This is a genomic window from Pseudomonas extremaustralis (assembly GCF_900102035.1).
In the GTDB taxonomy this organism is placed as follows: domain Bacteria; phylum Pseudomonadota; class Gammaproteobacteria; order Pseudomonadales; family Pseudomonadaceae; genus Aquipseudomonas; species Aquipseudomonas extremaustralis.
Genome location: NZ_LT629689.1, coordinates 3667475 through 3685897, shown reverse-complemented (window position 1 = coordinate 3685897; position 18423 = coordinate 3667475). Strand labels below are relative to the sequence as shown.

The window sequence follows — 18423 nt, the reverse complement described above, 5'->3', positions numbered from 1 at the left end:
TTTCTGACTGCGGGTAAAGCTTAATCCTGCAGTTTGAACGCCATCACGTAGTCACCCTGTTTGGTGCCCAGGGAACCGTGACCGCCGGCCATGACCAGCACGTATTGCTTGCCGTCCTTGCCGGTGTAAGTCATCGGTGTGGTTTGCGCGCCAGCGGGCAGGCGGCCTTCCCACAGTTGCTTGCCGTTTTTCACGTCATAGGCACGCAGGTACTGGTCGAGGGTACCGCTGAGGAACGCCACGCCACCGGCAGTGGTGAACGTACCGCCAAGGCTAGGCACGCCCATGGACAGCGGCACCGGAACCGGCGAGCTGTCGCGCACGGTGCCGTTCTTGTGCATCCAGATGGTTTTGTGGGTGGTCAGGTCGACCGCCGCTACATAACCCCATGCTGGCGCCTGGCACGGCAGGCCCATCGGCGACAGCATGGCTTCGAGGATCACGCCATACGGCGCGCCTTTGTTCGGCTGCACGCCTTGGGTTTCGCTGACGCGCGGGCCTTGCTTGGCGATGTCGGCGGCCGGGATCAGCTTGGATTTGAACGCCATGTAGCTGGGGTTCACGAAGGCGATCTGGCGTACCGGGTCGACGGAAATGCCACCCCAGTCGAACACGCCGAAGTTACCAGGGTAGACGATCGAACCTTGCAGCGACGGAGGGGTGAACGCGCCCTCGTAGCGCATGGATTTGAAATCGATGCGGCACAGCAGTTGGTCGAACGGCGTCACGCCCCACATGTCACGCTCTTTGAGCGGTGGCGGCATGAAGTTCAGCTCGGACTTCGGTTGCGTCGGCGAGGTGTGATCGCCTGCGACTGCGCCTTGCGGCACGGCCACTTCGTGGATCGGCACGACCGGTTGGCCGGTGGCGCGGTCCAGCACATAGATGCTGCCTTGCTTGGTCGACGCCATCACCGCCTGCTTCACGCCAGCGTCGGTCTTGATGTCGATCAGCGAAGGCTGGCCGCCCACGTCCATGTCCCACAGGTCATGGTGGGTGAACTGGAAGGTCCACTTCACGTGGCCGCTGTCGATGTCCAGGGCGGTCAGGCCGGCGCTGTATTTTTCCGAATCTTCGGTACGATCGCCGCCGTATTGGTCGGGCATCTGGTTGCCCATCGGCAGGTAGAGCAGGCCGAGTTTTTCATCCACGGAGAACATGGACCACATGTTCGGCGAGTTGCGGGTGTAGGTCTTGCCTTCGGCCAACGGCGTGGTGTCGTCCGGGTTGCCGCTGTCCCAGTTCCACACCAGCTTGCCGGTGTGCACGTCGAACGCGCGGATCACGCCGCTGGGCTCATCGGTGGAAACGTTGTCGGTGACGTGGCCGCCGATCACTACCAAGTTCTTGGTCACGGCCGGTGGCGAGGTGGAGTAGTAACCGCCTGGGGCGAAGCTGCCGATGTTGGCGCGCAGGTCGACCTGGCCTTTGTCGCCGAAGTCTTCGCACATCTTGCCGGTGTCGGCGTTGAGGGCGATCAGACGGGTGTCGGCGGTCGGTACGAAGATGCGTTTCGGGCAGGCGTTCGCTACGGGCGCCGGGCTGGCACTGCCGGTGGGGCTCTGTTCGGAGGCATAGACGGCGTCATCGTGATACGACACGCCACGGCAGGTCATGTGCGCCCAACCCTTGAAGTTCTCGGCACCCTGGGTGGAGATCTTCGGGTCGAAACGCCAGATTTCCTTGCCGGTGTCCGGGTCCAGCGCGATCACCTGGCTGTGCGGCGTGCACACGTAGAGCATGCCGTTGACTTTCAGCGGGGTGTTTTCCGCGGTGGTTTCGCCGGGGTCGCCGGCGCCGGGAATGTCGCCGGTACGGAAGGTCCAGGCCGGCACCAGTTTGTGGGCGTTTTCCGGGGTGATCTGCGCCAGGGGCGAGTAGCGATCGCCATAGGCCGAACGGCCGTAGGAATTCCAGTCGCCATCGGCCTGGGACGGTGCAGCGCTGGCCATGCCCGGTACCGCGTCGCGGTCCAGTTGGCCTTTGATCTCACCCGGGTGGGTGAACTGGCTGGCAACGGCGGCAGCACCGGCCAGCACCACGGCCACGCTCAGCGCACCGGTGCCCAACGGGGCCGGTTGACCACGCAGCAACGGACGGCGAAACCATGGGAGCAACATGACGATGCCCAGGGCGAACAGCAGCGCCAGGCGCGGCACCAACTGCCACCAGTCCAGGCCGACTTCCCACAGGGCCCACACGGTACTGGCGAACAGCACCAGTGCGTAGAGGCCCAGCGCGGCGCGGCGGGTGGCCAGCAGCAGCAGGCCGGTCAAGGTGATGCCGATACCGGCCAGCAGGTAGTACAGCGACCCGCCGAGCATGCTCAGCTTGATACCCCCGGCCAGCAAGGCCAGGCCCATGATCAGCAGCAAGACGCCAAGTAGCCTGGGCAGCAGGCGGCTTGGACTTGAGGCACCGTCAGTGCTCATAGTCGTTTTTCTCCGTTACGTTGGAATTATGTGTCCGTGTGTTTCTTCACTGTAGATGACGATTCCACACAGGCTTGGTTCAGCATTGATGCGGGTTTTCTGCGGATAGTGGAGTTATCCACAGGCGGGCGACTCATTCCCCCAGGCGCGGGTCGGTTTAAGACAGCGCTGTCTTTTGAAAAGGGGAAATTCGGTAATAGCGGGTCGACTGCGGGATTAAACGTTTCAGTTTGTGTCGGCAAGGATAAAGGGAGTGCGCGCCGAGAGAAAGCGCAAATCGCAAGATGCATCATTTCCGATTGGGTAACAGTGACTGAATGTCGCTGTTGCATGGGGTGCATGGGGGACTGGTCTGAGGGGGACAAGCCCCCCTCAGCCACAAAGCTCCGATCAGAAGGTGGTACGCACCCCGAACTGCACACTCCGCCCCGGCGCCGGGGCGATGTCGCGCAGGATCGAGCTGGCGTAACGCACGGTCTGGTTGGTGAGGTTCTCACCGTTCACGAACGCCAGCCACTGGCTGCCGCCCATGTTGAAGCGATACCCGGCGCTGGCGCCCAGGGTGGTGTAGCCGTCGGTGCCGCTCTCGTTGTCCGGCACGCGGCCTTGGCCGGCGGCATGTTCGACGTCGATGCGTGCCTGCCAGCGATCCAGCTCCCACAGCAAACCGCTGTTCAAACGCAGCGGTGCAATGCGCGGCAACGCTTCGCCGGTGTCGAGGTTGGTGGCGCGGGTGTAGTCGCCCGACAGTTCCAACGCGAACTTGCCGTAGGCACTTTCTCCAAGCTTCCAGTGATCCTGGGCTTCGAAGCCGGCGAAACGTGCGCGCACACCGGAATATTCGTACTCAGGGATGCCGGCGGCGTCTTCTTCACCTTCGTCGTTCAACGTACGACCGGTGCCCAGCAAGCCGATGTAATTGGAAAAGTGGCTGTAGAACACGCCGAAGCTGCCCTTGTGGGTGCCGTTGTCAAAGCGCAGGGCCAGGTCGCTGGACACGGCTTTTTCTTTCTTCAGGTTGGCGTCGCCCAACTCGTAGGTGCCGGTGGCGACGTGGGCGCCGTTGGCATACAGCTCGTAGAAGGTCGGCGCGCGTTCGGTGTAGCCCAGGGTCGCAGCCAGGGACCAGATCGGCGTGAGGCTATACACCGCCCCGGACGACAGGCTGCCGGCGGTGAAGTCATTGCTGTTGTCGGCCCCGGCAAACCGCGCGTTGCCCTTGGCGTCCGGGTCGACGCGGGTGTGTTCCAGGCGCCCGCCGAGGCTGAGTTTCAGGCGTTCGGTGGCCTGCATTTCTTCGAGGATAAACAGCGCGCCGGCGTTGGTGTCGGTCTGCGGCACAAAGGCTTCTTCGCCCAGGGCCGAGAACTCGTTGCGGGTCACTTGTGCGCCGACCACGCCGTCGAACGGGCCGATCCGCTGGTGACGCGCTTCCACCCGCGCCTCGTAGCCCTTGTTCTTGAAGATCGTGCCGGTTTCGCCGCCTTCGATTTCGCGGTGCTCGTAGTCGGTGTAGCCCGCGTCGACTTTCACCGAGGTAAACGGGCCTTGCAGGTTGCGGATTTCGGAGGCAAACGCGTAGTGGTCCTGCTTCATGCGGATGCGCACATCCTGCTCGGCGGGGGAGCCGTAGTTGGCGTCATAGCTGCTGTAGGACAGCCCGGCGTAACCGTCGTCCCAGGTGTAGGAACCGCCCACCGCGCCGCCGTCCTGGCGCCCGTCGCTGTTGCCCAGGCGCCCGTTTTTACCGGGGGCGTCATCGGTTGGCGGCGCGTGGCGACTGCGGGCCTGGCCAGGGATTTTCAGGTCGTTGAATTCCCGCGCATTGGCGTCCAGGTGCAAGGCGAACGTGCCATTGCCGGCTTCCAGTTTGCCCGCGCTGCTGCGCGTGGTATCGGCGCCGCCGTAGCGCAACTCACCCGCGCCGTGGATGCCTTCGATGGCTTCGGTGGGGATGCGATTGTCGAAGGTATTGACCACGCCACCGATGGCGCTGCCGCCATACAGCAGCGCCGCCGGGCCGCGCACGATCTCGATGCGGTCGACGTTGACCGGGTCCAGCGGCACCGCGTGGTCGTAGGACAGTGACGATGCATCCAGTGCGCCCACGCCATTGCGCAGCAGGCGAATGCGGTCACCATCCAGGCCACGAATGATCGGCCGGCTAGCGCCCGGGCCGAAGTACGAGGACGACACGCCCGGCTGTTTGTTCAGGGTTTCGCCCAGGCTGCCTTTTTGTTGCAGGGTCAGCTCATCGCCGTCCAGCACGGTGGTCGGCGCCGCGAGTTGCTCGCTGCCCAGCGGGTTGGCGGTGATGACTTGGGGCGGCAGTTCCAGGGCGCGGGCCTGGGAGCCGATCAGCAGGGCGGCAGCAAGTGGGGTCAAGCGCCAGAGGGGGGAGAGGGACATCGGACATTCCTTGGAAAAACGGCGAAAAGATTTGAGAGGAGTCGTTACAATATAACATCTCTTTTTCGCTGCAAACGGGAACTTTTTTTACCTGAAGGGACGGGGTGTTAAGGTGTGCGCCTTCGTGAGCATTTTTTTCATAGGCCCGGCATGACCGCGACAAGCAACGACCCACTCCACGGCGTGACCCTGCAGCACGTCCTCACCACCCTGGTGGAACATTACGAATGGGAAGGCCTTGCCGAACGCATTGATATCCGCTGTTTCAAGAGCGACCCGAGCATCAAATCGAGCCTGACGTTCCTGCGCAAAACCCCCTGGGCGCGGGAGAAAGTCGAAGCGCTGTACGTGAAGCTGATGCGCACCAAACGCCCGTTGGATTGACCCCATGAAGCGGTATGTGGGGGCAGCCGCGCTGGCCGGTTGGATGGGGTTGGCGATTCAGCAATACCTGATTTTCTATTCGCGCTGGGACACCGGCGCCAGCCTGCTGGGCGGGCTGATCAACTTCTTCAGTTTCTTCACCGTGCTGACCAATACCCTGGTGGCGACGGTGCTCAGCTATGCGTGGGTGGGGCGCGACTCGGCGGCCAGGCGGTTTTTTCTGGCGCCCGCTGTCAGCAGTGGCATTGCGGTGAGCATCGTGCTGGTGGGCCTGGCCTACAGCCTGTTGCTGCGGCATTTATGGCAGCCCGAAGGCTTTCAATTCATTGCCGACGAATTGCTTCACGACGTGATGCCGGTGGTGTTTGTCGTGTACTGGTGGCGATGTGTGCCCAAGGGCCATCTGTGCCTCAAACACATCGGCCTGTGGGTGATCTACCCGCTGGTGTATTTCGGCTATGTGCTGCTGCGCGGGGATTTACTTGGGCAGTATCAGTACCCGTTCATCGACGTCGGCACCCTGGGTTATCCACAGGTGTTTGTGAATGCCGGGGGGATTCTGGCGGGGTTTGTGGCGATTGCGATGGCGGTGGTGGGGCTGGATAAATATTTGAAGTCACCCTCCGTCTGATGTGGGAGGGAGCAAGCCCCTCCCACAGGTTTCAGTCTTCTTCGCTGCCTTCGGCACGCCAGTAACCCACGGCCTTGAGGAACGCCTCATCGACCTTGTGGGTGTCCAGCAACACGCGGCGCAACTGGCGCGACAGTTTGGTTTCGGTCGCGACAAAGCTGTACAGGGTGCCGCCTGGCAGCTTCAGGTTGCGCACCGTCTCAAGCAGGTCGTCCCGACCCCTTACCACCCAGATCACCTCGACCTCGGCCGCGCTGTGCAGGGCCTGGCGTTCCGCTGGATTGTCGATCTCGATCACCGCCAGGACCCGGCGGCCCGCCGGCAGTTCTTCCAGGCGCCGGCCGATGGCGGGCAGGGCGGTTTCGTCGCCGATCAGCAAGTAGCTGTCGAACATGTCCGGCACGATCATCGAGCCGCGTGGGCCGCCGATGTACAGGTGCTGGCCGGGCGCGGCCTGTGCGGCCCAGGTCGAGGCAGGACCATCGCCGTGCAGCACGAAGTCGATGTCCAGCTCACCGGTGTCCAGGTTGTAGCGGCGTGGCGTGTAGTCGCGCATCGCCGGTTGCGGGCCGTCGCCTTTGATATTGAAGCCCGGGCTTTCCAACGCTGTTTGTTCGACGGCGTTCTGCGGGAACATCAGCTTGACGTGATCGTCACTGCCCAGGCTGATAAAGCCCGCCAGTTCCGGGCCGCCCAAGGTGATGCGGCGCATGCGCGGGGTGATGTCGACCACGCGCAGGACGTCCAGGCGGCGGCGTTTGATTTCGTGGCTGACGCGATGGATGGCTTGAGTATTCATTGAGTTTTTCCGTCGGCGATGGCTTGGGCGGCGCCGTTGAGCAGGGCGGCGACCCGTGTGATTTCTTCCGGGCTCCAGCGCCCGTGGTGCGAATGCAAGGCATGGCGCAGGTTGTGCACTGCTTCGTGAATTTGCGCCGGGCGATCATGGCCGCGCAGCGAGCGTTTGCTCACGTCCATGCGCATGCGAATGCCCTCGAGGGCAACCGCCTGTTCGCTCAAGAACAGACGACCGGCGTCGGTGATGGTGTAGCGTTTTTTTCCGCCTTCGGCGTCGCCGACGATCAATTCGCTTTCTTCAAGGAACGTCAGCGTGGGGTAGATCACCCCAGGGCTTGGGCTGTAGGCGCCCTCGAACAGGGCTTCGATCTTGCGGATCAGGTCATAGCCGTGGCACGGCTGTTCGGCGATCAACGCCGGCAGCAGCAATTTCAAATCGCCGGGGGCGAACACCCGTGGGCCGCGCCCGCCGCGTTCGCGGCCTGGACGTCGTTCGAAGCCGTCGCGGTCGTCACCGGGTTCACGGTGGGAATGATGGTCTCTCATTTTTCGTACGCTCGTTGTGTGTGTAAGACATAACGTAAGATATATCTTATGGCGTGGATAGAGGCGTACGACCAACGGTCAAGCGCGGGCCAGGGCCCTTTGGCAGCGTTGAATCAAATCCGACGGCCAATAGTTTCAACACGGTTGTTAGTGTCAGTGCTCAAACTTTTATCGACCTTTATGGTGCTTGTATTTATTAAGTTTGTGGTACCGTTCTGACGGATAGTTCATGATTTTATTCATTGTTTTATTCATGTAGTCCATGTCTTACGGATAAAATTAAAGTTTTGGCAAAATGCCATACTTTTCCGTCGAGCCCAGTCTCCATTGGCTACGAAGGCATAGGAACCGGCCTGCATACCTGTTTTTTAAGTTGGTGGATTATGTGTCCCGCGTTGCACTCACTCTGAGTTTTATTGCAACGGATCTCATTGCACGTTGAACCCTTAGTTCAACTTTCGATGGGTCGCCAACTTGTCTGAAAAAAACAGGAAATCACCATGTTCAAGAAGTTCGCAATTGCTGCTCCCCTGGCCCTCCTGGCGCTGAACTCGTCGATGGCTTTCGCGGCCGGCGAAGCCAACCACACCGTCAACATCAAGGCGAATATCCCGACAACGGTGTTCCACGCTCAGCCACGCGACCCGAACTTCGGTCGCGATGAATCCATGAGCTACAACATCGTCAGCGGTGAGCTGGCGCCGTTGACCGCCATCTACGACCTGAAAAACACCAACGGCTCGGTCCACGCCTACATCGAAGGCGGCCCGGCAGTGCTGTTCAACGGTAACACCTCGCAGAACATCCCACTGACCACCACCCTGCACGGCGTCCAGCTCGACGGCACGCCAAAAGAAGTGGTGAACGATGCCGACTCCACCCCAGGCGTGGGTGCCGAGCTGCGCATTTCGGCGGCCAAGCCGTCGGCGACTCAGCGCGGTGCCTACACCTCTGCTGTGGCGCTGGTGTTCGACGCAGTGCTGCCAACGCCTGCGCCTTAAGGGTGTTAGTGCCCGTGGGGCCGCAAGGCCCTCGGGTATCTGCATTCAGGCTGGCCGAGCATCCCCATCGGCCGGCCTGATTTTTCACCTTGTCTCCTGGCCCTCAGAGTATTCCTTTCATGTTCCCGATGACGCCCATCGCGGTTGCGCTTGCGCTAGTGATTTGTACGAGTGCCTTGGCCGCACCCACGCCAGGCACTGTCACGCCTGCCAGTCTGTTGACCCAGGCCCAGGGTTTGCCTGCCGGGTTCAGCGACCATTTCTTCGATGTGCCCCTGGCGGTACAGGTCGAACTGGATCAGCAGCCTCTGGGTGAGGCGCTGATTGTGCTGTCCCAGGACGAGCGTGTGACGCTGCTGGAGTTTACCGACGCCGGTGGCAGCAAGGTCGCCGCCGCCACCCGCGACACCTGGCAGTCGGTGCTGGAGAAGGGCGTCGCCCTTGGCGCCTGCACCCAGTCCTGCCCGCAGCAACTGGTGTCCGTGCACTACAACCTGGAAAGCTCGCTGCTGTCGATCATCACCCAGAACGTCGAACGTGCCGGCGATGCCCCGCGCTTTTACCAACAGCCCGAAGGTGGCAGTCGTGGCTTGATCATCAACAACCAGCTCAACCTCAACGGCGGCCAGGACGAAGACCTCGGCGGGCGTTATGGCTTGCAGGCCAGTGCCAGCCTGGGCAACTGGACCCAGGTGTTCAATTTGCAGTTGGCGCGCCAGAGTGGCGACGAAGAGCAAGTGCGCCATGCGATCCACGAGCTGTATACCCAGCGTGAACTGGAAGGGCAGTTCTTGCGCCTCGGCCATTTCACCCCCAACTCCGATGGCCTGACCCGTCAGTTGCGCAGCTTTGGCGCCAGCCCCGATACGGCGCTGGGCGTCATGTACGGCAGCTCCGACAGCCTGGCCATCAACAACGCCAAGGCCAGTGTCTACCCGATCTACGTCACCGCCAATCGCCAGGCCGCCGTGGAGATCTACCGCAACGGCCTGCTGATCAACACCCAGGCGGTCGCGGCCGGTTTGCAGACGCTGGACACGCGCTCCTTGCCCGGCGGCATCTATGAAGTGGAAGTGCGCCTGGTCGAGGACGGCCAGACCGTCAGCACCACCCAGGAGCTGGTGTACAAACCCAGCAACTGGCGCAACGTCGATGACCGTTGGCGCTACAACCTGTTCGCCGGGCGCGAAACCAAGTTGTTCAGCAACTGGGATGAACAGGCCTCCGGTTCGATCACCGCCGGTGCCTCGGTCAACTACCTGCTGCACCCACGGGTGATTCTCGGCCTGTCGGCGCGGGAAGTGCGCGATCAACTGCAATACGGCAGTTCGGTGGACTGGACGGTGGCCAACAACACCAGCCTCTACGCCAACCTCTACCAGACCCGCGAGCACGGCACCGGCATGGACCTGCAGGGCCTCTACACCTTTGGCGCCACCAACCTGGTGTTCAGCCATAACCGCAGCTGGCTCGACACCCGCGACACCTATGAAACCCTGCCCGACGGCACCCGCCTGCGGCGCAATACCTTTGTCGGCCAGACCAGCAATTCGGCGCTGTCGGTGAACCACCGGGTCGACGCGAGAAATTCCTGGAACCTGCGCCTGTCCCACAGCGAAGGCAATGCCGAAGGCGCCGGCCTCGACCTGGGCTGGAGCCGCCGCGACATCTTGTGGGGCAGCGACGCCAACTGGCGCTTCTCGGTATTCGACCGACCGGGCACGTCCGGCACCAACGACCAACGCAACCGTGGCGTGGACCTGTCCGTGAGCCTGGCCCTGGGCAGCGATGGCCGGCAGATCTCCGGCAGCATCGGTACCCGCACCGCGCGGGATGGCGGCCGCGATAACAATGCCTCGGTCACCTATCGCCAGGACCTGACCGACCACCTGCTGCAAAGCGTCTCGGCCACGGCGATCACCGACACCTACGGCATCGGCCTGTCGGGCATGGCCAGCTTCGACAGCGACGTGGTCAGCGGCGACGGCTTCATCCAGCGCAGTTCGTTCAACGGCGACCTCAGCGGCGGCCTGAACCTGCACAGCACCTTTGTCGCCGGGGGCGACCAGATGCTGATGACCAGCCAGTACCAGACCAATGGCGCGGGCATGATCGTCGACATTGAGACCGACCTGGACGACATCACCTTGCGTGCCGACGACTTCAGCGGCGGCGGCGCGATCCTGCGCCCAGGGCGCAACTTCGTACCGCTGGCGGCCTACAAGAGCAGCACGGTGAATTTCGACTTCGAGGGCAACCACCCGCCAGCGGCCAACATCCAGCCGGCGCGAACCACCTACCACCTGAACCGGGGTGGGGTGGACTACCGCAAAGTCACGGTGATGAAGACCGTGTCGGTGCTCGGTCGCCTGCTCGATGCCCAGGGCCAGCCGCTCAAGGGCCATCACGTGATCAACCACGCCAGCCGTGGGGTCAGCGAAGTCGACGGGTTCTTCTCCATGGAAATGAGCGCCAGCGCGCCGACCCTGGAAGTGCGCTACCAGAACCAGCTGCTGTGCCAGTTCCGCCTGGACCCGGCCACCACAGCCAATGAACACGATGTGTTGATGATCGGTGACCTGCGGTGCACGCCGGACACCCTGGCCGAAAACACCTCCAGCACCCAGACCGCAGGTTGAGTGCCATGACGAGAACTCTCACGATGAAACCCCTCAGTACCTTGATCCTGTCCGTGGGCGCCGCGTTGATGTCGTCCGCGCTGCTGGCGGACGAGCAGATCACCGCGCGGTTCAAGCCCGATCCGGCCAACCCGATGAAGAACGCGTTTGAAAACACCACGCCGATCAGCTCGATCTGTGCCGCGCACATTCCAACCCAGTGCAGGGCCTTGGGGATCTTCAGCCTCAGGGATAACGACTTCAGCGCGCTTTCCAATCAGCCGATCCTGGCCAACCACGAGGATGAGCGCAAAGGCTTCATGGTCAAGGTGCCGTCGGACTGGCGCGACCTGCAAGTGACCCATGCGGGGACCGGAGAAACCGAGACGGTCCAACTGCGTATCGCCGGTATCGGCTCGTTATGGCACGTGCCGAGACCGCCGGGGGTGTCGGCCTGGCAGCAACCGGGCGTGGCTTGGGGGAATCAGTGGCGCGAGGCCCCAAGCCCCTGTCGACGCACAGGGCACCTTGCCGCAGGCGTCGCGTTTGGCTCCTATTTCTGGTTGACCCCTGAAGGGGCGGGGCCGTGCAGCCGTAAACCGTCGATGGAGCTGAGTTCCTTGAGGTTCAACACGATGGAATACGCCTACGAACTGAGGACGCCTAACCCCCTGACCATGTCCGGTGGCCAATACTACGGCAGCATCACCTACACCATGGGCCCCGGCGGCGATTACGACTTCGGCGACGTGATGGTCCCGAATAAAAGCGCCCTGACCTTCAACTTCATCCTCAGCGTGGAGCACGACCTTAAGGTCGACATCCCACCCGGCGGCAACCGCATCGAGTTGATTCCCGACGGTGGCTGGCAGGCCTGGCTCAACCGCGGGCGCGCGCCGACGCGGCTGTACCGCGACCAGACCTTCCGCATCGCCGCCAGTTCGCGATTCAAGATGCAACTGGAGTGCTCGATCGTCATGGGCAACACCTGTGGCCTGCGCAACGCCAATGGCGATGAAGTGCCGTTGCAGATCGCGGTGACGCTGCCCAGTGGCATTGACGGGCGCGGTAACCAGGCCGTGCAGAAGCGCCCGTTGCGCCTGGATGGCGACGGCACCGAGCTATTCCAGCCGCAGTTCTATGTGAACGACCGTCCCGGCACCCTGCACTTCGAAGTGCTGCGCGATGACATGGCCGAGATGCTCAAGCAGCCGGGCAGCACTTATACGGGCGTGGCAACCGTGATCTGGGACTCGCAGGTTTAATCCGGCCCCGCACCCTCGGCGGGCCGGGCCCGCCGCAGTCAATCAATGAGGCGAAACAAAGATGAAACAAGCAGTGTTATGGATCGGATTGTGCCTGATGTCCCTTACGGCCCACGCCGGGCCGTTGATCAACGTCGGGGTGGTGTATGACTACCTCGAAGGCGATCGCAGTTCTTACCTCAAGCGCGTGTTCAACGGCGGCACCAGCACCGCGTTCATCAAGGTCAACGTGCTGGAGATCGTCTACAACCCAGACGGCACCACCCGCGAAATACCGGTGCCGTCGATCACCGACGACAAGGGCGTCACCACCAGCCGCGATGGCCTGATGGCCAGCCCGTCGCGCCTGATCGTGCCTGTCAACGGGCGCCAGGGCACCCGTCTGTTGTACATGGGGCCACGGGACAAGGAGCGTTATTTCCGCCTGCGCTTCATCCCCGTGGTGCCGGAAAAGGACGACAACTTCGGCATCAGCGACGAAGAGCGTGCCGACTACAAAGACCATCTGGCCGCCGGGATCAACGTGATGGCCGGCTACGGCACGGTGTTTTTCGTCCGTCCCAAAGACACGCGTTTCGACACCCGCATCAACGAGAGCGCCGACCAATACCAACTGCGCAACTCGGGCAACAGCACAGTGGTGCTCGACGAGTTCCACGATTGTTCGGTGAGCAATCCCACCGACTGCGTGCCCACCACCAAGCACCACATCCTGCCCGAGCGGCAATTGACGTTCGAGAAAAAGCCGGGTCGGCGCTACAGCTTCGTGCTGGTGGAAGGGCAGGCCAAAAAACCGATGAAGGTCGAGAAAAGTAACGGGTGATCATGATGTTCAAGCAACTGACAAGACTCGCTGTACTGACGGCCTGCACGCTGGTCGCGGCCCACACGGCGGCGATCCAGGAGCGCCACTCGTTCGACGTCTCGGTGACCATCCCGGTGCATGAGGCCTATGTGCTGCCCTCCGAGTCGGACTGGATGGGCCATGACCAACTGCTGGCCTGGAACCTGGTGACCTCGCAACTGGGCCGCTTGCGCAAGAACTTCGACGTGAAGAACCTCAACGGCGGCGTCGCCGCGCGCCTGGGGGCTGAGCCGTATCTGTACAACGGGCGCAACCGCATCGACTTGCAAGTGCTGTTCAATCAGGTGGCACTGACCCTGGACCCGGTCGAAGTGGTCAACGCCCAGGAAGCCCGCGAAGGCCGCCGCGCCGAATTGAACATCGCGGCCATCGAACCCGAAGGCGGGTATCGCGGTGGCGAGTATTACGGCACGGTGCATTTGGTGTTTGATTTCCTGGCGCCGTGAATTTTGTGGGGGAGGGGGCTCGTAGGGGATGAGGGGACAAGCGCCCTCCCCCCCTACGAGCCCCTCACCACAGACAAGTTCTTCAGCGGCGCACACAAGGTATGCCCCCCCGGTTGCAGGTACGGCGTGAGGATCGGTGCCATGCCCTTGAGCACCTGCACCGGCAGTGCCGAGGTGAAGGTGAAGCCCTGCGCCAAACTGCCGGGCACGAACGCCGTCAGGGTGCCGAAGTGCTGTTCGCCGATGTAGAACACAAAGGTGGCGGTGCGGTTGATGGCCTTGGAGCTGAGAATCCGCCCGCCGGCGCCAATGGCTTCGATGCGGTTATCCCCCGTGCCGGTCTTGCCGCCCATGGTCAGCGGTGTGCCGTCGGCCAGCTTGAAACTGCCGGCCACGCGTTTGGCGGTGCCGGCATCCACCACTTGTGACAGCGCCCCGCGCAGGGCCGTGGCGACTTCACTGGGCATCACCCGTTTACCGCGATCCGGGTTGTTGACCAGGCGGGTTTCGTAGGGCGTGTCGGCGGCAAAGTGCAGGCTGTCGATGCGCAGGGTCGGTTCGCGCACGCCGTCGTTGAGGATGATCCCCACCAGTTCCGCCAGCGCCGCCGGGCGGTCGCCGGAGCTGCCGATGGCCGTGGCCAGGGACGGCACCAGGTGGTCGAACGGGTAGCCGACCGCCCGCCAGCGTTGATGAATGTCCAGGAACGCTTCGATCTCCAGCATGGTGCGGATACGGCTGTCGCGGGCGCTCTTGTGACGGCTCTTGAACAGCCAGCCGTAGACTTCCTGGCGCTCATGCTCGCTGGCGGCCACCGCCTGGGTGAAGGTGGCGTCGGGGTGTTCCAGCAGGTAACCGAGCAGCCACAACTCCAGGGGGTGGACCTTGGCGATATAGCCTTGGTCGGGCAGGTCGTAGGCGCCGGGGCCGTAGTCCTTGTAGAGCTTGGCCAAGCGTTCGTCGGTAAGTTTTTCGGGGGTTTTGCTGGCCAGGTGCGCGCGCACGAAGCGGTTGAAACTGTCCTGGCTGGCCTGGGGCATCAGGTAGCGGTGCACGGCGGCCAGGCGCATGGCAGTGGGGTGCATGCCGTCGAGGAACGTATCGAGCCGGGCCTGGGTGTCTTTGTTGCGGTAGCGTTTCCAGAAGCGCAGCAAAAAGGTGGTGCCCTCGCGGTCGGCGAACTGAGCCAGGTATTCCTGGCGGCGCGGGTCGTTGTCGTCCTTGAGCAACTCGGCGCTGTTGTTCGGGCCCTGGTAGGTGCTGTAGCGCACCAGGTCGCGCATCAGGCGGATGAACGGCAGGTTGATCGACTCCCGCAGGGCCTCGCGCAGTGTCGGGTTGCGGCCGTTGTCTTCATTGCGAAAGTTGTTGAAGTGATGCAGGCCGCCACCGGTGAAAAAGCGTTCGCCGGGGTTGGCGGAATACTTTCGATCAAGCGCCGCTTCGAGCATCTTCGCCAGGCTGCGGTCGCTGTTTTGCGCCAGGTAATCCACGGCCCAGCGCGACAGGCGATCCTGTTCGTCGAGCGTGACCTTTTTCAACGCCGCAGCTGTTTGCCCGGCATAGCGGTCATGCAGTTCGCTGATGATTTGCAGGTAGGTGGTCAGCACCCGCAGCTTGGCGGTGGAGCCCAATTCCAGCTTGCTGCTCTCGTTGATATCGAAGGGCTGGTCGGTGTTGTCGGTCTGCACCCGCACGCGCGCGCCGTCGGCGGTCATCTCGTACAGCGTGAAGCTGTAGCGCACTTGCGCGGTGCTGGCGGGTGTCAACAGGCGCGGGCCGAGCAGGCCGAGCTGGGCGGCGAAGGCCGGGTCGGCCAGGTGCTTGAGGTAGGCGGTGGCCTGGGTTTGCAGATCGTCCTGCAAGGTGCTGGTGGCGGCCAGGTCGAGGCGATCGAGGTCGTACAGCGGGCGGTCGAGCAGGGCGGCCAGGCGTCGGCGGGCGACGCTGATGCCTTTGTTGGTTTCAATCGGTTGAAGCGTCGGTTGTTGCTGCCAGTCGCGGTAAGTCACCTGGCTGGCCAGCGCGGCGGCTGCCAGTTCGGGGTCGATGATGCCGTTCTGTTTGAGCAGGCGGATGTGGCTGTCGGTCAGGTCCGCAAGTTCGGCGCGGCCTTTGGACAGGTAATGGGAAGGCCGCCGCTGGGCGATGATCAACGACAGCACTTCACGCAGCGCCAGGCCTTTTTGCGCGAGCGCGTGCGTGCCGGTATCGGCCAGCAGTGCGTTGGTGCGGTTGAAGTCGGCGCCGTACCACACCCGTAATCCTTCGGCCATGCCATGCACTTCGCCGTGACCGGGAACGGCGGACAGCGGCATGCTGTTGAGGTAGTCGCGCACGATGTTCTGGCGTGCGGGCAGGGTCTGCGGGCCGTTCTGGTAGGCGCGCACGCTGGCGGAAACCATCTGGCGCAATTTCTCGCCGCCGGACAGGGTCAGGCCGTCGGGCGAGTGACGGTATTTTTCCAGTTGGGTGGCCAGGGTGCTGCCGCCGGCGCTTTGCCCGGGCAAGTGCAACAGCCTGGCCACTTGCGACCAGGCTGCCTTGGCGAAGCGCGGCCAGTCCACCGCCGGGTTGGCCTGTGGCTGGGCCGGGTCGAGCAGGTCGCGGTTCTCGATGAACAGCAGGCTGTTGACCACCACCGGCGGGATCGCGGCGAAGTGCTGGTACGACTGTTGGGGATAGGTGAACTGATACAGCGGCGCGGCGCGGCAGTCGCTGATCGACAAGCCGGCCTGGATTTTTTCGGCGTAGGGCACGAACAGGCCGTGCTTGGCATAGCTCATCAACGGTGCGGAAAAACGCACCTGGCGCTGGATCAGGTAATTGCGTTTGAGCAGACGCGGCAGGAACTCATCGAGGGCGCTGTAACCCAGGCGTTTGTCGAAGGGCCCATCGCCGGGATACACCATGGCATCGCTGGCACCGGGCTCGACCCGATAGCTCAAGGTCGCGGCCAGGCGGCTCAGTTCGCGGGCCTGCCAGTGCGCGGTGCGCATTTCGCGCTGGGCGAAAAAAACCGCAGCGATCAGCGCGATCACCAGCAGCAGCCACACCGCTCGCCACCGGTACGACTGCCTGCGGGGGCGTGGTGGCAATGGCTGTTCATCCCTGCTGTCGGTGAGAGCCGCAGCCTTGGTCGAACCGGTTTGCCATAAAACGCCCATAGTCGATTGATCCCGTGCCGGCAGATTGATCGGACTTGAACTGAAGCTTAGACGCTGGTTGGCGTTGGGGGAGCAATTGTTGTGGTTGGAGGTGAGGGCACAAGCCGCCTCACCACAGACAACCGCCCTCAACCATGCCTGAAGGCAATTCCTACAGAGTCCAGCTAATCCCTCTCTACATGGCCGGTTCTTACCGGGACTTATCTCTGAATCTTGCTGTTTATTGAGTGAAAATCCCTGCCTACGCCTTTTTATACTGCACGGCCGCCGAGCTGGCCGGTTTCACCTGGCCAGGCGGGCTTGTCCACAAGGCGAGCCTGTCACGACGTCCTTATGGCTACCCGCTGTGAGGCGGACGCTGGGTGGTTCCTATCCAATAACAAGATGAGGTTGTACCCCTATGCCTGTTGGCAATTCCCTGCCCCATGGCGAGGCCGCTTCGAGCGGTCCGCTCAAACGTGAACTGGGTGAACGGCATATTCGCCTGATGGCGCTCGGCGCCTGTATCGGTGTCGGTCTGTTTCTCGGTTCGGCCAAGGCCATCGAAATGGCCGGTCCGGCCATCATGCTGTCCTACATCATCGGCGGCCTGGCGATCCTGGTGATCATGCGCGCCCTGGGCGAAATGGCTGTCCACAATCCGGTGGCCGGCTCGTTCAGTCGCTATGCCCAGGACTACCTCGGGCCGTTGGCGGGCTTTCTCACGGGCTGGAACTACTGGTTCCTGTGGCTGGTGACCTGCGTGGCGGAAATCACCGCCGTGGCCGTGTACATGGGCGTGTGGTTTCCCGACACGCCGCGCTGGATCTGGGCCCTGGCCGCGCTGCTGAGCATGGGCACCATCAACCTGATCGCGGTGAAGGCTTTCGGTGAATTCGAGTTCTGGTTCGCGTTGATCAAGATCGTCACCATCATTGCCATGGTCGTCGGCGGCGTCGGTGTCATCGCGTTCGGCTTTGGCAACGATGGCGTGGCCCTGGGGATTTCCAACCTGTGGGCCCACGACGGCTTTATGCCCAACGGTGTGCAGGGTGTGCTGATGTCCTTGCAGATGGTGATGTTCGCCTACCTCGGCGTGGAGATGATCGGCCTCACCGCCGGTGAAGCGAAGAACCCGCAGAAAACCATCCCCAGCGCCATCGGCTCGGTGTTCTGGCGCATCCTGCTGTTCTATGTGGGGGCCTTGTTTGTGATCCTGTCGATCTACCCGTGGAACGAAATCGGCACCCAGGGCAGCCCCTTCGTGATGACCTTCGAGCGCCTGGGGATCAAGACCGCGGCCGGCATCATCAACTTCGTGGTGATCACCGCCGCGCTGTCCTCGTGCAACGGCGGGATCTTCAGCACCGGGCGCATGCTCTACAGCCTGGCGCAGAACGGCCAGGCGCCGGCGGCCTTTGCCAGCACCGCCAGCAACGGCGTACCGCGCAAAGCCCTGCTGCTGTCGATCTTTGCCCTGCTGCTGGGCGTGCTGCTCAACTACCTGGTGCCGGAAAAAGTCTTTGTGTGGGTGACGTCCATCGCCACCTTTGGCGCGATCTGGACGTGGGTGATGATCCTGCTGGCGCAGCTCAAGTTCCGTAAGAGCCTGAGCCCCGCCGAGTGCAAGGCCCTCAAATACCGCATGTGGCTGTACCCGGTCAGCTCGTACCTGGCGCTGGCGTTCCTGGTGCTGGTGGTGGGCCTGATGGCGTACTTCCCGGACACCCGCGTTGCGTTGTTTGTCGGCCCGGTGTTCCTGGTACTGCTGACCGTGTTGTTCTACGTGTTCAACCTGCAACCGACCACGGCCAGCGACGGCGTGCCCCGCTCGGCGTGACGGAACACGCCCCGGTGCCGGTCCTCGGCACCGGGGCATGGT

The 18423-nt window shown here is 62.8% G+C and carries 13 protein-coding genes; 8 read left to right on the top strand and 5 right to left on the bottom strand.

The features are described 5' to 3' along the window. Positions 1-20: 20 nt before the first annotated feature. On the bottom strand, positions 21-2432 hold the full coding sequence (locus BLR63_RS17030) for a glucose/quinate/shikimate family membrane-bound PQQ-dependent dehydrogenase (RefSeq protein ID WP_010564079.1): 2412 nt from the start codon (positions 2430-2432) through the stop codon (positions 21-23). 390 nt (positions 2433-2822) lie between these two features. Then, positions 2823-4841 (bottom strand): TonB-dependent receptor, encoded by a 2019-nt coding sequence (locus BLR63_RS17025; RefSeq protein ID WP_010564080.1) that lies wholly within the window; start codon positions 4839-4841, stop codon positions 2823-2825. Positions 4842-4991: 150 nt separating this feature from the next. Between BLR63_RS17025 and BLR63_RS17020 the strand changes: the two genes are divergently transcribed. Together BLR63_RS17020 and BLR63_RS17015 are read left to right on the top strand one after the other, a co-directional pair. Further along, positions 4992-5225 (top strand): VF530 family protein, encoded by a 234-nt coding sequence (locus BLR63_RS17020; protein WP_010564081.1) that lies wholly within the window; start codon positions 4992-4994, stop codon positions 5223-5225. 4 nt (positions 5226-5229) lie between these two features. Next, on the top strand, positions 5230-5856 hold the full coding sequence (locus BLR63_RS17015; RefSeq protein ID WP_010564082.1) for a Pr6Pr family membrane protein: 627 nt from the start codon (positions 5230-5232) through the stop codon (positions 5854-5856). Positions 5857-5887: 31 nt separating this feature from the next. Here the strand turns inward: BLR63_RS17015 and BLR63_RS17010 are convergent, their stop codons facing one another. Together BLR63_RS17010 and BLR63_RS17005 are read right to left on the bottom strand one after the other, a co-directional pair. After that, positions 5888-6655 (bottom strand): siderophore-interacting protein, encoded by a 768-nt coding sequence (locus BLR63_RS17010; protein WP_010564083.1) that lies wholly within the window; start codon positions 6653-6655, stop codon positions 5888-5890. Next, on the bottom strand, positions 6652-7200 hold the full coding sequence (locus BLR63_RS17005) for a PadR family transcriptional regulator (RefSeq protein ID WP_010564084.1): 549 nt from the start codon (positions 7198-7200) through the stop codon (positions 6652-6654). The genes BLR63_RS17010 and BLR63_RS17005 overlap by 4 nt, the downstream gene beginning before the upstream one ends. A gap of 500 nt (positions 7201-7700) precedes the next feature. Here BLR63_RS17005 and BLR63_RS17000 point away from each other — a divergent pair, with 500 nt between their 5' ends. The 5 genes from BLR63_RS17000 (at position 7701) to BLR63_RS16980 (ending at position 13395) form a co-directional block, all read left to right on the top strand. Beyond that, a complete protein-coding gene (locus BLR63_RS17000; RefSeq protein WP_010564085.1) occupies positions 7701-8201 on the top strand; it encodes a CS1 type fimbrial major subunit in 501 nt (166 codons plus the stop codon). Between the two features lie 119 nt (positions 8202-8320). Next, on the top strand, positions 8321-10840 hold the full coding sequence (locus BLR63_RS16995) for a TcfC E-set like domain-containing protein (RefSeq protein ID WP_042946590.1): 2520 nt from the start codon (positions 8321-8323) through the stop codon (positions 10838-10840). 23 nt (positions 10841-10863) lie between these two features. After that, positions 10864-12084, top strand: a complete 1221-nt coding sequence (locus BLR63_RS16990; RefSeq protein WP_010564087.1) for a hypothetical protein — start codon at positions 10864-10866, stop codon at positions 12082-12084. Positions 12085-12145: 61 nt separating this feature from the next. Continuing rightward, positions 12146-12907, top strand: coding sequence for a hypothetical protein (locus BLR63_RS16985; RefSeq protein WP_010564088.1), 762 nt, complete (start codon positions 12146-12148; stop codon positions 12905-12907). A gap of 5 nt (positions 12908-12912) precedes the next feature. Further along, a complete protein-coding gene (locus tag BLR63_RS16980; protein ID WP_042946606.1) occupies positions 12913-13395 on the top strand; it encodes a CS1 type fimbrial major subunit in 483 nt (160 codons plus the stop codon). A gap of 53 nt (positions 13396-13448) precedes the next feature. Here BLR63_RS16980 and BLR63_RS16975 read toward each other — a convergent pair whose 3' ends face one another. Then, a complete protein-coding gene (locus BLR63_RS16975) occupies positions 13449-16562 on the bottom strand; it encodes a transglycosylase domain-containing protein (RefSeq protein ID WP_042946591.1) in 3114 nt (1037 codons plus the stop codon). A gap of 400 nt (positions 16563-16962) precedes the next feature. Between BLR63_RS16975 and BLR63_RS16970 the strand changes: the two genes are divergently transcribed. Then, positions 16963-18381, top strand: a complete 1419-nt coding sequence (locus tag BLR63_RS16970; RefSeq protein WP_010564091.1) for an amino acid permease — start codon at positions 16963-16965, stop codon at positions 18379-18381. Positions 18382-18423 lie beyond the last annotated feature (42 nt).

Bases quoted from the DNA above. Each gene is read 5' to 3' on its own strand.
- BLR63_RS16990 (WP_010564087.1), top strand. From the start codon at position 10,864: ATGAAACCCCTCAGTACCTTGATCCTGTCCGTGGGCGCCGCGTTGATG.
- BLR63_RS16975 (WP_042946591.1), bottom strand. From the start codon at position 16,562: ATGGGCGTTTTATGGCAAACCGGTTCGACCAAGGCTGCGGCTCTCACC.
- BLR63_RS17010 (WP_010564083.1), bottom strand. From the start codon at position 6,655: ATGAATACTCAAGCCATCCATCGCGTCAGCCACGAAATCAAACGCCGC.
- BLR63_RS17005 (WP_010564084.1), bottom strand. From the start codon at position 7,200: ATGAGAGACCATCATTCCCACCGTGAACCCGGTGACGACCGCGACGGC.
- BLR63_RS17030 (WP_010564079.1), bottom strand. From the start codon at position 2,432: ATGAGCACTGACGGTGCCTCAAGTCCAAGCCGCCTGCTGCCCAGGCTA.
- BLR63_RS17025 (WP_010564080.1), bottom strand. From the start codon at position 4,841: ATGTCCCTCTCCCCCCTCTGGCGCTTGACCCCACTTGCTGCCGCCCTG.
- BLR63_RS17020 (WP_010564081.1), top strand. From the start codon at position 4,992: ATGACCGCGACAAGCAACGACCCACTCCACGGCGTGACCCTGCAGCAC.
- BLR63_RS17015 (WP_010564082.1), top strand. From the start codon at position 5,230: ATGAAGCGGTATGTGGGGGCAGCCGCGCTGGCCGGTTGGATGGGGTTG.
- BLR63_RS16985 (WP_010564088.1), top strand. From the start codon at position 12,146: ATGAAACAAGCAGTGTTATGGATCGGATTGTGCCTGATGTCCCTTACG.
- BLR63_RS16995 (WP_042946590.1), top strand. From the start codon at position 8,321: ATGTTCCCGATGACGCCCATCGCGGTTGCGCTTGCGCTAGTGATTTGT.
- BLR63_RS16980 (WP_042946606.1), top strand. From the start codon at position 12,913: ATGTTCAAGCAACTGACAAGACTCGCTGTACTGACGGCCTGCACGCTG.
- BLR63_RS16970 (WP_010564091.1), top strand. From the start codon at position 16,963: ATGCCTGTTGGCAATTCCCTGCCCCATGGCGAGGCCGCTTCGAGCGGT.
- BLR63_RS17000 (WP_010564085.1), top strand. From the start codon at position 7,701: ATGTTCAAGAAGTTCGCAATTGCTGCTCCCCTGGCCCTCCTGGCGCTG.